This window comes from Paraburkholderia sediminicola, from assembly GCF_046026895.1.
Taxonomy (GTDB): domain Bacteria; phylum Pseudomonadota; class Gammaproteobacteria; order Burkholderiales; family Burkholderiaceae; genus Paraburkholderia; species Paraburkholderia sediminicola_C.
On the sequence record NZ_JAQQEU010000002.1, the window covers coordinates 108,313 to 121,893 of the forward strand.

The 13,581-nt window shown below is 59.1% G+C and carries 9 protein-coding genes; 2 read left to right on the forward strand and 7 right to left on the reverse strand.

Going from position 1 to position 13,581, the window contains the following annotated elements:
* The first annotated feature begins 3 nt into the window (after positions 1-3).
* The gene (gene atzF, locus PQR02_RS02470) at positions 4-1,809 is read left to right on the forward strand and encodes an allophanate hydrolase (protein ID WP_408224916.1); all 1,806 of its coding nucleotides are present in this window, start codon (positions 4-6) and stop codon (positions 1,807-1,809) included.
* A gap of 83 nt (positions 1,810-1,892) precedes the next feature.
* Here atzF and PQR02_RS02475 read toward each other — a convergent pair whose 3' ends face one another.
* From PQR02_RS02475 to PQR02_RS02485, 3 genes are all read right to left on the reverse strand, one after another.
* Positions 1,893-3,191, reverse strand: a complete 1,299-nt coding sequence (locus PQR02_RS02475; protein WP_408224919.1) for a hypothetical protein — start codon at positions 3,189-3,191, stop codon at positions 1,893-1,895.
* 413 nt (positions 3,192-3,604) lie between these two features.
* Positions 3,605-5,032, reverse strand: coding sequence for a cytochrome P450 (locus PQR02_RS02480; RefSeq protein WP_408224922.1), 1,428 nt, complete (start codon positions 5,030-5,032; stop codon positions 3,605-3,607).
* Positions 5,033-5,352: 320 nt separating this feature from the next.
* On the reverse strand, positions 5,353-7,323 hold the full coding sequence (locus tag PQR02_RS02485) for an alpha amylase C-terminal domain-containing protein (RefSeq protein ID WP_408224925.1): 1,971 nt from the start codon (positions 7,321-7,323) through the stop codon (positions 5,353-5,355).
* 226 nt (positions 7,324-7,549) lie between these two features.
* Between PQR02_RS02485 and PQR02_RS02490 the strand changes: the two genes are divergently transcribed.
* Positions 7,550-9,166 carry an extracellular catalytic domain type 2 short-chain-length polyhydroxyalkanoate depolymerase gene (locus PQR02_RS02490; RefSeq protein WP_408224928.1) on the forward strand — a complete coding sequence of 539 codons (1,617 nt, stop codon included), beginning with the start codon at positions 7,550-7,552 and terminating at the stop codon, positions 9,164-9,166.
* A gap of 28 nt (positions 9,167-9,194) precedes the next feature.
* Here the strand turns inward: PQR02_RS02490 and PQR02_RS02495 are convergent, their stop codons facing one another.
* The 4 genes from PQR02_RS02495 to PQR02_RS02510 all read right to left on the reverse strand — a co-directional run bounded on the left by PQR02_RS02495 (position 9,195) and on the right by PQR02_RS02510 (position 13,476).
* Complete coding sequence (locus PQR02_RS02495) at positions 9,195-10,376, reverse strand: glycosyltransferase family 4 protein (RefSeq protein WP_408224931.1); 1,182 nt, start codon at positions 10,374-10,376, stop codon at positions 9,195-9,197.
* Between the two features lie 187 nt (positions 10,377-10,563).
* A complete protein-coding gene (locus PQR02_RS02500; protein ID WP_408224934.1) occupies positions 10,564-11,814 on the reverse strand; it encodes a glycosyltransferase WbuB in 1,251 nt (416 codons plus the stop codon).
* Positions 11,815-11,824: 10 nt separating this feature from the next.
* On the reverse strand, positions 11,825-12,364 hold the full coding sequence (locus PQR02_RS02505; RefSeq protein WP_408224937.1) for a putative colanic acid biosynthesis acetyltransferase: 540 nt from the start codon (positions 12,362-12,364) through the stop codon (positions 11,825-11,827).
* The gene (locus PQR02_RS02510; protein WP_408224940.1) at positions 12,361-13,476 is read right to left on the reverse strand and encodes a glycosyltransferase family 4 protein; all 1,116 of its coding nucleotides are present in this window, start codon (positions 13,474-13,476) and stop codon (positions 12,361-12,363) included. The genes PQR02_RS02505 and PQR02_RS02510 overlap by 4 nt, the downstream gene beginning before the upstream one ends.
* Positions 13,477-13,581 lie beyond the last annotated feature (105 nt).

The following is a 13,581-nucleotide window of genomic DNA, read 5'->3' on the forward strand; positions in this document are numbered from 1 at the left end:
TCCATGTCTTCATTCGATCTGCGTCTGGCTACGCTGCGCGCCGCTTATCGCGCCGGGACGCGCACGCCGCGCAAACTGATCGGCGAGCTGCTGGCGAAAGCCGCTGCGCTGAATCCCGAGTTCAATCTGTTCATCCACCTTCTAAGCGAAGCGGAAGTCGCGCCTTATCTGGACTGGCTGGACACTCAGGATATCGAAGCATTGCCGCTTTACGGCATTCCGTTCGCGATCAAGGACAACATCGACCTGGCCGGGATTCCGACCACGGCAGCCTGTCCCGCGTTCGCCTATACGCCGGCCGAGTCGGCGACGCTCGTCGCGCAGCTGATCGCACTGGGCGCCGTGCCGCTCGGCAAGACCAATCTCGATCAGTTCGCCACCGGGCTGAACGGCACCCGTTCACCGTACGGCAAGTGCCGCAATAGCGTGCATCCCGACTATCCGTCGGGCGGTTCGAGCGCGGGGTCGTCGCTAGCGGTCGCGCTGGGCGTCGCGAGCTTTGCGCTCGGCACCGACACAGCGGGCTCGGGGCGCGTGCCGGCAGGGCTGAACAATCTCGTCGGAATCAAGGCGAGCAAGGGTCTGCTGTCCACCGCCGGGGTCGTGCCGGCCTGCCGCACGCTCGATTGCGTGACCTATTTCACGGCGACAGCGCGCGAAGCCAGCGAATTGCTGGCGCTCACCGCGCAAGCCGATCCGCGTGATGCATACAGTCGCAAGAACCCGCAATGGAACAACGCACGCGCGTTCGGCAAGCTCGCCACATTCCGCTTCGGCGTGCCGTCGCGACTCGAATTCGCGGGTTGTGCCGAAAGTCCGGGGTTGTTTGCGAAGGCGCGCGCGCTGCTCGAAGCCGCAGGCGGCGAGGCCGTCGAAATCGACTTCGGACCGTTTGTCGAAGCGGCGAATCTGCTCTATCAAGGCCCGTGGGTCGCAGAGCGCTACGACGTCGCGGGCGAGTTGATCGAAGCGAACGGGGAGGCCGTGTTGCCGGTCATCCGCGACGTGCTGGCGAAAGCGCCGGGCGCCACCGCCGTCGAACTGTTTCGCGCGCAATACCGCCTGCAAGCTTTGAAGGGCCGCTGCGACGCCGCGCTCGATTCACTGGACTTCGTTCTCACACCGACTTATCCGCGTCCCGTCACGCTGGCGGAGTTGGAGCGCGACCCCATCGGGCCGAACTCGTTGCTCGGCTACTACACCAACTTCATGAATCTGCTCGACTACGCGGCCGTTGCGACGCCGAGCGCGTTCATGAAGAATGGCTTGCCGTGGGGTGTGACCGTGTTCGGGCGCGCGTTCACGGATCAATATCTGTTGAGCGTGGCCGACATGCTGCAGCGGATCAGCGGCGTCGAATGCGTCGGGGGCGGCAGGCCCGATGCGAGCGAGGGGCCGACTGCGGCCAACGACCGGGTACGCATCGCGGTGTGCGGTGCCCACATGGCGGGTCTGCCGCTCAATCGCGATCTGGTTTGCCGCGGCGCACGGCTGGTGGAGGCGACGCAAACCGCGCCGTACTATCGGTTGTCCGCGCTGACAGCTACGCCGGACGGCGCAAGGCGGCCCGGCATGTGGCGAGTAGCGCACGGCGGCGCGGCGATCGCAATCGAGGTCTGGGAGATGCCCAGTCTGGAATTGGGCTCGTTCATCACGACCATTCCCTCTCCGCTGGCGCTTGGGAAGGTCGAACTGGCGAATGGCGCGTGGGTGACCGGCTTCGTGTGCGAAGGGTATGGGATCGAGTCCGGGGGCGACATCACGGAGTTTGGCGGCTGGCGAGCATGGCTCGCCAGCGAGCGCGAGTGATATACACGTCGTATGGTCCGCGCACCACTTGGCACGTTGGCAGCGACAGGCGGACGATCACGCGTCCGCCACGTCACGAACAATCACCGCGGCTCGTACCACGAATAGGTGGACAGCGTGCTAATTGGCGTGCCGATCTGCAATGTGATGTCGCGCAGCGAGGTCAACTCGATGTCGCGCAAATCACCCATATAGCGGCGCGAGTCGCCATTATCGTTGATGTAGGCGACCACGTTCCCGGTCACACCGGCCACGTTCGTGCTGCTAAGCGGTTGGCCCCAGATATCGAAGAACTGGCCAAGCGTGAACCTTTTGAAGGTCGGCGTTTCAATGTGGATGATGCCGGTCTGGTCGTGCGTGTGCATTTCATAGTCGCACTGCGGCAGAATGCCGACATTGGCGGGCATCGCGAGCCACTGGCCGTCCTTGAAAACAGCGAGGTGTGCATGGACGTGATACAGCGCACTCATGTTGGGTGCGCAGATCAGACCGTCCACTGGCGAACCGGTGCCACCCGTCGAAGTATTGCCCGCCGGCCAGAAGTTGTTCCCCACCACACCGAGGAACACGAGCGTGACCGGGTTCGGATCGAAGGGTGGCGGATCGGTCCATGTATACGTTGGGATCTGCGTCAAAGGCGTGCCGATTTCAATCGTCACCTCGCCATGCGCGGGTAGCACAAGACTTGCAGGATCGCCCGTGTATTTCGTGAGAGCGCCGCCATCGTTCAAGTAGATTGTGATCGGCGAGCCGGTCACGCCGGCGACGCTAGACGCGTCGAGCGTTTCGCCCCAGATCGCGAAGAACTGACCGAGCGTGTATGACGCGTTAGTGGTCGCGTCCATGTGAATTTTCCCGCTCGAATCCACCGTGTGCAGTGGGTACGCGCAGCCTGTCTGAGCGGCCATGGTCGGCTCGACCATGCCGACATTGCCCGGCAACGCAAGCAGGCGGCCGTTCTCATAGATGGACAGATGCGTGTAGGTGTAGGCAGTGCTACGCAGGCCGCAGTTGAGTCCGCTCACCGGTTGACCTTGCCCACCCGACGACGTCGAGCCCGCAGGCCAGAGGGCATCACCGAGCGTCGTCCCGTCGATCACCGGGGTCGCGGCGGCCATTGTCGGGGTAGTAGTGCTGGGGGCTGATGCGCCTGATGCAGGGCTCGCCGCGCCCGCTGGCCCGCTTGAGTCCGAACCAGTAGAGCCGGTGGTGCCGGTGGTACCCGTAGCGCCGGAGGCACCCGTAGCGCTCGAGGCACCCGTAGCGCTCGAGGCACCCGTAGAACCCGTAGTGCCCGGGCTGCCGCCTCCGCCTCCGCCGCAAGCGGTCAGTATCAGGACAACCCCTATGACGAGTAATCGCGAACTCAATCCTGTGGACATGTCGTCCTCCGCCCTGGAAGTCAAAAGAGGAATTGGGTACATCGGATTACTTCCGGGGCAAGCGCCGCGCTAGAAACGTATCGCTTTACCGGGACGACCCACGCGAGTCCCGCGAAAGCATCGACTGTGCAGATCGCGCGAAGGCGGATGCCGATACGGGATTAAAAAATTGCTTCAAATTGTCTGACACATGTAATTTAGCGTAACAGATGCAATGAGAAAGCGAATCAAATGAACCACGTCATTTTGCGCCTTTCGATGTCGCATTTAGGCGAGTCGGACCGTCCGTGGCGAAGGAGTGAAGAACGGTTGGGAGGACTGAAAATCGGCCACATTTCTCGTGGGTGGAATCGAGACTGATCTTTTAAACGATGGCTTGATTAATAAAGCCTCGCCGCAGGCAGCCCGGAAAATCACGCACGGGGCTCGAGTCTCACAGGCATTCTGTTCGGCACCATCGTGAAGGCGGAAACCTCTTCAATCTCGGCCGGATCGATCGTCAGTTCGATCTTGAAGTTCCTCATCAACATCGATATAACCAGTCTCATCTCGACTGCTGCGAGATATCGACCCGGACACACTCTCGGCCCTGCTCCGAATGTCAGATATGCCTTCTGTTTATGGGCACCCTCCGACGGGTCTCGCGGATGTTTCCAACGATCAGGGTCAAATGTTTCGGGGTGCACGAAATTCCTTGGGTCCAGCATGCTTGGACGCGTGAGAAATAGCATGCGTGTTCCTGCCGGTATGGCGACACCTCCGAGGCACACGTCGGCCAGTGGCTCGAACGTTTGTATCGCGGCAACCGGCCGCAATCGGAGTGCCTCGCTGCATACCGCCTCGCATAGATCGAGATGCTTTAACGCGTCGTAATCCGGACAGATCCTTGACTCACTGAGTGCCTCGCCCGACTGTTCGAATAGCCTGTTCTGTAGACGCAAATCTGCGGCAATGTACATAAGCGCCCACGCAATCGCATTAGCCGTCGTATCTTCTCCCGCGACCAGAAGCGTCAGGACGTTCGCCGATACCTGTTCGTCGGTGACCGTTGAACCGGGCTCGTCGTGCGCGGCAAGCATGGCTTCGAGCAGGTTGTGCGGTGGCGCATCAGGCGACTGGCACATGCGCTCGCGCGCCCGTTCGATCATTTTCTGAATGTAGCGGTGTACCTCCACCATCGACCGCGCGAGTCGCCGGTCTTGCGGCAGCGTGATGTAATGCCAGTATGGAAAGAGGGCGGTGACGCGCCTCATCAGCGCCGGAGGGATGAGGGCAAGCTGCTCCTGGATTACCCCTTGTTCCCGTTCGAGTGTATGCGGGTCTTCGCCGAATGCGAGTGTACTCGTCACGTCGACGGTGTAGCGCTTGAGTTCTTCCGCCATGTCGAGCGTTCTATGCTCCCTTGCCGCCTGTTGCAGGCGAGCGAGAAAACGCGCGGTAATAGCTGCGAGAGTCGGATAGAAAGCCTTAATGTTGGAAAAAGACAGTGCGCGCATGACGAGCCGACGCTGCGGTTCCCACGCCGGGCCTTCGGCGGAGAAGAGTCCGTTGCCACCAAGCTCCGTCATCACGGATTCCATTGGCGCAAAGCGTCGATACAGGTGCGGACGCTCGCGCATGACGGTCTGGAACAGTTCCGCCTGCGTCCACACTGTGACCGGAATCGTGCCGAGTTGAACTCTGAATGGGGACCCAAATCGCCTCGCCCATCGCTCCAGAATCAGATGAAGTTTCGCCGGTGGCATCTGCAACAGATTTCCCAGAAGGGGCAAACCGTGCGGGCATGGTAGATCTGCGACACTGCGCAAGGTCCCCTTGGGGTCGAGTTGAAGCTCCACCATAGTCTCCTTCGCTTCGCATGCCACAGTGCGAAGACAATGGGCGTGTAGAACGCTCTTGTAGAGAATAGGCCATGGCTTGCAAATCGAAGCCGTTTAATCGCCAATGCAGCGCGGAATAATTCGTCTTTGGCCGCGTGACACTAAGTTTGGGCGCCCAAATCGGGTCGAGGCCTGCACAGATCTTGCTGCCGACCTTGGCCAACCGCTTTGACTCGGAAGGACTGCCGCTCCGCCAAACGAAGCGGCGGTGCATGAACTAGCCGTTTTGCGAACGGTAGACCGCCCGAAGCGAACGACAATCAGACAGCCGCCGGTCGGGATCAGCCCCTCACGAATATGAGTGCGCCGTTCGCCGGCACCGCGAGCCATGCGGACGCCGCGAAACCATCCAGCGGCGGCCCCGCTGCGTCGACATTGCCGCCATTGCCAACCGGTGAGGGATTCGGATAGCTGTCGTAGACATCGCTATTAAATACCTCGCGCCATGCGCCGGCCGACGGCAGGCCGATCTGATACGCCCGCTTCGCGATTTCGTCGAAGCTCACGACAACGATCACGTCGCCGCCGACGCCGACGCCTTCGATCCAGCGATGCATCACCAGCACGCGCTCGAAATCCTGTACACGGGACACCCGAACGCTGGTCGAGCATAGTGCGGGTAACGCGCCGCGCAAATGTATGAGATCCGTCGTGCAACGCAGAAGATCGCGCATCGACGAGTCCGCCGCCGTCAGGCCAGCCCAGTAAATGAGGCCGTTTGCGCTTCGATCGTCGCTCCAGTTCTTGTCTTCCAGGCACTCCTGGCCCATGAACAGCGATGGAATGCCCGGCGCGCACAGCAATAGTGTCGCGGTTGCGCGTACGCGGCTGCGTGCATACCACGAGCGCCGGTCGGCGGAATCCGCGAGAAACGGCAGTCGCGCGGCGCCGTCATGGCCCGCGTAGGTCAGATCGTGATTTTCGAGGCACGTGTTGAACTGCCATGCTTCGACGGGCGTCGATGTCAGCGCGCCTGCTACTGCGGCCAGATGGAGTGCCGCCGATAGGCCGTAGCTAGTTTGCTTGAGCAGTGTCCGCACGCTATCGCGCAAGCCGTCCGCGAGTTCGGCGTCGAAGCCCAGGCCCCCGGGAGGCGGCTCGATCGCGCGGGGGCGATCGCCGTTCCAGTACTCCGCAATCTGCACCACCGAGCGGCGCGTCGCGCGCACGGTTTCGCTCAGGTGTTCCGCGAACGTTTCACCGCCATGATTCACGATTGCGCTGACCTCGTCATAGCGCAGGCCGTCGACGTGATATTCGTCGAGATAGAACCGCGCATTGTCGATCAAAAACTGACAGACCCAGTCTTGCCAATAGGCGAATACCGGTCCTATCCATGTCTGATCGGTGAAGTAAAGACTTCGGTTGGGATCGGGGCGCTGCTGGAAGTCATAGAACCAGAGACTTCTCGAGTCGAACGTGCCCTGGCTATCATGGCCGAACGCGTGGTTGTACACCTGGTCGAGAATCACTGCGAGGCCCTTCAAATGGCACAGATCGATAAGACATTTGAGCTGGTTGATTCCCGGTGTCAGGTCCGTTTCTGTCAGCGCCGGGTGGCCGCTATCGGCGAGCACCGCGTTGATGCCGGCAAGCCGCCAGCGCAGGTCGTCGGGCGCAACGCAGTAGGGAATTTCCGGCGAATAAAGGTCCGTGCCGTTATAGCCGAGGCTGTAGCTGGTTTCGAACTCCTGGATCGGCAGCAGCTGTATCGCGGTGATGCCGAGTTCGATCAGGTAATCGAGCTTGGCCACGACATCGAGGAACGTCCCGCTGCGCAGGGTGCGCACGTCATTGCCTTGGTCGTCTTGCGCCCACCATGTGCCAACATGCAACTGATAGACGATCAGTTCGCTGAAGGCGGGAGGTTGCCACGCGCTGTCATGCCATGGATAAGTCGCTGGATCGCGGACGAGGCACCAGGAAGCCGGGTAGGTCGGAGCAAAGCTGAGTTCGCGCGCGAAGGGATCGCGTTTCCATCCGCTGCCGCCCGCGCCGTCGACGTAGAAGAGGTAAGGGTCGCCTTCCTTGATCGAACGGAGAAAGCCGCCCCAGGTTCCATCGCCGAGCGATTCCATTGCTTCATCCGACGCCGGCCGCCAGTCTTGCGCCTGAGACGGTTCGAGCGCCGCACCCGCCACGACGAACACGGCCGTTGCGTTGGGCGCCCAGGTACGAAAGCCGGTGCCGTCCGTCGTCAGCGATGCGCCCATCGGACTCGTGCGGCCGACACGCCCTTTCACCACGCTCATAATTGCTCCGGGGAAGCGGGCTAATCGATGCAGTATAGGAAATCGGCTGGCGCACGCGCGGATGGATCAGCGTTCTTTTCGGTGAGAAGCGAGTGGACTGTCGACATAATTGCCGGCCGCTCTTGCCCTTGCCGATGCCCATGCCCTTTCAAGGTGCGCGATCGCTCGCCTTGCACTTATCGAACGCGTCATTTCTCGCCACCGTCCCGGCGGCTTGACTTGTGCGATGCAGTGCATCGGCTATGCTGACCTGCAAGGCTTCCATGAAACGGAAGCCCAGGGCTCGGAAGCGAGGAGGGCCGTGATGAAAAACAAAAAAGCACGGGCTGGGGTGGCTCGGCAGGCTATCGCCGCGGGCTGCGTTCTGGCGTCGTTGATCGTGTGTGCGCCGAACGCCGCGCAGGCCGCCCAGTCGCTCAAAGCGTATGACGTCAAGCTGGATGAGACAACTGTCTCCGGTGTCTCGTCCGGCGCCTACATGGCCGTGCAATTTGCCGTTGCGTATTCGTCAATTGTGAAAGGCGTGGGTGCCACGGCGGGCGGCCCGTACTTTTGTGCGGGAACATTCTTGAACCGCGACCTCACCACCAGAAGAGTGATAGCTCATTGCATGCAGGGCGATCCGGGTTATCCGGCTGTTCCGATTACGTCCGCTGATGCAGCCGGCTTCATCCGTCATGTGCAAACTCTCTCCACAAGGGGCGAGATCGATCCCGTCGAGAATCTCGCGCGTCAGAGAGTCTGGATTTTCCATGGCTACAACGACGGCCTTGTGAATAAACCCGTGACCGACGCACTCTATGCTTTTTACGCGCACTATGCTGGAACGCAGGTGTTCTACAAAGACAACCTGCGTTCGGGGCACGCTCAGATCATCGATTACTGTCCCAGCGGAACGGGTGGCTCGCCACCGCTGCAAAACTGCGATTGCAGCGTAACCGGGAATGAGTACATCAAGAATTGCGGTTACGATGCGGCCGGCGTGCTGTTGCAGCATCTTCTTGGTGACCTGCATGACAAGGTCGCGCCGCCGCACGGAGACCTTGCGACTTTCTCACAGGATGAGTTCGCGCTCGACAGTCTCGGGCGGAAGAATGCCGCCGCGATTTCTATGGGTGCGACCGGCTATGTGTATGTGCCGGCTAGCTGCGCGGCGATGCAGCCTTGCAGCGTTCACGTCGCGCTGCACGGATGCAGCCAGAACGCCGACACGATCGGCGACCGCTTTGCAGAATACGCGGGATATAACGAGTGGGCGGATGCAAACCACCTGATCGTGCTCTATCCGCAGACCGCGTCAAGTCCGTCGTTTGACGATCCCTTCGTCAACAATCCACAGGGTTGCTGGGACTGGTGGGGATATAACCAGCAGACCGATACACATGGCACGTACGCGACCAAAGCCGGCTTGCAGATCGCGGCGATCAAGCGAATGCTCGATCGGCTGGCGGGCGGATATAGCGGCTGGCAGACACGACCGACAGCGGGCGCGCTCGGGCTAACTGATTTCACTGATCGGCAGGTTGCCCTTAGATGGGGAAGCGTGGCGAATGCCGTCTCCACCGATGTCTACCGGGGCAGTTCAGCGGGCGGTCCGTTCATGAAGCTCAATAGCGCGGGCCCTGTCGCGGGCGGCGTATTTGTCGACATCACCACCGCCCCCGAAACTACCTACTTCTATGTGATCAAGAGTGTCGACAGCGCGGGCGGCAAGTTGCAGGAGTCAGCGCCCGTGAAAGTCACGACCGCGCCGGCGCCCCCGAAGTGTGATCCGTACTTCAGCATTCTCGCGGAACATGCGGTCACGAAGGCCGGCCTTCCCACGGATCAGACTTGCCCATAGAGTGACAGGGAAGAGTCCCTCAGGCCACTCACGGCGAAGGGGCTTTAACGGCTGACGATCCCGGAGACAGCAATATTTCCGTCAACTCCAGGGCACTCTTGGCGAATAGCTCGGGCGTCCACTGATCAATGATTTCCCTTGACCGAATTCCGAATTGTTGCCGCATTTGACGGTCACTCCCGAGCATCCTCATTCTCTCGCTTAACTCATCCTCCGATCCCTCTGAAACTACGAAGCCATTTTCAAAATCGATCACTATCTCGCCAGCACAGCCGCAGCCTTTCGTAACGATCAGTGGCAAGCCGGCGGCCATCGCCTCGTTCGCACACAGCCCCCACTGGTCGTATCGACTTGCGAGAACGAGAAAGTCCCCTAAAGCGTAAAAAGCCGGCATTACCTCATTGTGGACGTTTTCCACCATCACTACCTTTGAGAATAAGTCGGCCTGACGAATCGCTTCCTCAACGCGCGCCTTGTACGGTCCATTTCCCACGATGACTAGCGAGTACCCCTGCGCGGCCAATCCCGACCGTGCGAAGGCTCTAACCACCCCCGCTACATTCTTTCGCTCTACCAGGCGACTCACGCAAAGCACATAGCGATCCGGAAGGCCTAGCTCCGAGCGCAGTGCAGCATCGTTCTGACGACACGCGGCTGCAGCATCGGAAAAGAACCGAACGTCGATCACGTCAAACCCGCAACGCGAGCGCTGCAGCGGAATTCCAAGGCTAAGCGCATAGTCGCGGTGCCTTTGCCCCGCAACCAGCGCGCCGTCAAACCAGCGAACCAGAAGCCGCTTAAACGCCTCTTTCGTCCTTGATCTGTCACCATCGTCCGCCTTCGAGTCGGACATATACATAAGCGGAAACTTGCCGGTTATCAGTTTTCTCAGGCAGAGGTAGATCGAGTACTCCGTGTGGTAACCCAGCGTAATGACAATGTCGGGGCGCAACTCGTTGACCACGTTATGAATCCGCCAGACAACGCGCGTAGAGCCCGCGGAGCGCGTTCCGGCGAAAAGGGTGAGGGCTTTCGACGTGTCGGAAAATTGCAGCGGCCTCGCAGGTTGCGGATGGGAGTAAATGGACCGGCCAAATATTTCGACCAACGTTATCTGATGTCCGGCCCTCTCGACGAGCGAGACCAATGCGCGATAGCGCGGGATGTGATAGTCACTCAGGTTTCCGATCACAAAAACGATGTGAGCCATGTTGCAAACTCCACAGAACGCGATCGAGAGAGAATGTCTGAAACCGCTCACGTGACAAAGAAAGCGATTCGTACAACTTGTGCCTCTCAATGTCCGGCCAATCGAAGAATTGCTGACATTGAGGAGTCCGCTTTATTCGCATCATGGCGCCAATCCGCCAGGCATCAAAGTCTCGCCTCCACGACGACTAAAAAAATGTTGTTCGCGTCTGTCGATTGTGAGGCACTGTGTCGGTAAGAACTCGTTCGTATCGGGTTAGTACTGCATCCTTGGACATCTCGGAGATCGCATAGGCTCGCCCGGCCTCTCCAAGCTTTTTCCGTAAGCCTCGATCATTCGCTAACTTCATGATGCCAGCGCATAGGTCGTCAACGGAGCCGGGATCGACTACGATACCGCGCGGATGCACTGTCTGCCACAACTCCGTGTTCGGGCGGGCGGTGGCTACAACCGGACGTCCGCTCGCCAGTATTCCCAGGAGCTTGGAAGGCATCACGAGATCGGACGCATCCGATCTCTGGGGGAGGATATGAATGTCAGCGAGAGCCAGCATTTCATTGAATCGCTCGTTTGGTTGCAGGTCGATGAAGCGGACATTCAGGAGTTCACCGCAGGCCTCTTCAAGCGGACGTTTCGCAGGGCCGTTGCCACAAAACACAAACAATAGATCGCGCCGGTCGCCAAGCTTTCTAGCCACATCCGGAAGCAGTTCGAGACCTTGTTTGCTGCCCATGTTCCCCGAGTAGAGAACTACCGTTGCACTCGACTCTATATCCAACTCGCTACGGTACGTGCTTGGTGTAAAAATTGGAAAGATTTCACTGGTGTTGACCCAGTTAGGAAACAGGATAGAGCGCTCATCGGGCACACCTTTCGTCAACGCTCTCTCGACCATCTTTCCGGAGATTGCGGACACCTTGTCAAATCGGGACATGAGCCACTTTTCCACACGCAGACCACTTCTGCGCAGGATATTACCTTTCAACATGCCCAACTCGAACGCAGCATCGAGTTCGTAGTCCTGTATGTGCAGGTATGACGAAGCACCGGAAAGTTTCGCGGCAAGCAAGGCGATTGGCGCAGCAAACAGTGGCGGCTCCACAACCCAGACGACATCCGGTGACCATCGGACGTGCGCGAGCGCGGCAGGCAACGCCCCTACGGCGAAACTCGCAAGATGTAAGAGCCGCTTGATGCCGGATACACGGCGCGGGCACCAGAATGGAACACGCGTGACCCGTACCCCGTTGATCTCTTCGGTTTTGTAGCGGGAGGCCCGATATCCACTCGACACTACCCAGTGCGGATAGTACGGCGAGGCTGTGATCACGCGGACCTCGTGGCCGTGATCGGCGAGCCACTCGGCGAATTCCGCCGAATACTTCCCAATCCCGGTAACCTCAGGCGCATAGTTCAGACTGAACAACAGTATTTTCATTACAGGCACCTTAGCGAGGTTTGATCGGCCGCGCGGGACTACCGACGCAAATCATCATGGGCGGGATGTTCTGGATCACGGTGCTTCGGGCGCCGACCACGGCGCCCTCGCCGACGACGGTGCCCGGACCCACAAACACGTCAGTACCGATCCAAACCTGGTCCCCAATCTGGATGTTCCGTGCCCGAATAGAAAAGTTCGGGTCCCGGTAATCGTGGTCTCCCCCACACAGGTAGGAGCGCTGCGAAATAACACTGTGCGACCCGATAGTTAGGTATCCGAGGCTATACAAAACGACGTCGTCGCCAATCCATGAAAAATCACCTATGGTCAATTTCCATGGATAGGTGACAGTTGCGGTTGGACGGATGATTACGGCCCTTCCGATTCGCGCGCCAAATACTCGCAGCAACGCGCGCCGCCACCCGTACATCACTTGTGGCGACCACCGGAACAGCGAGGCCTGCACCAGCCACCAAAGTTGAACCTTGATGGGAGAAGCGCCTCTAAACCCGGCCGGCACACGAAATTCGCGGAGGTCTTGTATCACAGGCGTCCTCCGAAATCGTTACCACATCGTATCGCGCCAATTATTTTGTTCAAAGCCGACGAGTGGTCAGAATTCGCAATCTCCAAGTAAGTACTGCAATTCTCGGAGAGACGTTGATAGGCGCTGTCGTCTTCTTCCAGGTTCTGGATAAGATCCGCGATTGCGACGGGCCCGCAACCATGCGCTTCCAGTACGACGCCCCGCTGGTCACTGACCAGACCAGGGATGCAACCCAACGCCGTGGCGATCACCGGGACACCGAAGCTGAAGGCCTCGAGAATTGTCACGGGCTCGGCCTCGTTCGCGTACGTGGACGGAAATACGAGCAGATCAGTCTGCTCAAAGAATTGGTTCTTATCAACGCCGTATTGAGGACCGAAATACTGGACGTGGGGCGCCTTCTCGAGCGCATCGTCGAGCCATGGGCGAACCTCGGCAGAAACCGGGCCGGCGATCATGCATCGCACAGGGACGTTGCGTGCCTGCAACTCATTTGCCAGCTCGAAAAATGTCGAGATTCCTTTTTCAAACGTGATGTTCGAGAGGAAGGAAACGGTTTTTAAATGTGGCCGTGCCGCGTGTTTTTCGTCCCGGGGAAGAAAGGCCGCATTCGAGAGGCAAGAGACTCGCTCCGGACGAGCTTGATATTGTTCGGACAGAAGCATGGCCATTCGATCGCATAGGACGATGTGATCGGACCGCGGCCCAGCGGCACGAACGCAGAGGAGCGTGATGAAACTGCGCCTGTTCAGATAGGCGAAACTATGATGATGCAAGTAAATTTTGGCGCGAAAGATTCGTGATACGGCGATATAAATCAAGTCTCTGAGTTGTCCGAGACCACCCGACAGGGAGAGGTACGTTTTCTTTCGTCCTGACGCCGAGGCCATTGAGCGAACGAATCGAACGAAAAGTCCAAATTCTCCTTCGCTAGTTGTAAGGGAACTGTTCTTTTCGATCGAATTCTTGCCGCGTCGTGCAATGTCGAAGAGATGAATGTTGACCTCACCATGACACAGTGCCTGGAACATACACGCGTTCACATTCGACATGCCGTGCAAGGGTGGTGGCATTGCACCGACGAAAAAAAGTGGATCGGCCTTGAGTTCCATGTATGCCTCGTCAAGTAGAATGATTTTTTAACTGCTCTGACAGAGAGCACATCTTGCTGAATCTCGTTGTAGATTGTCGGATCATAAGCATTGCTATGGATAACA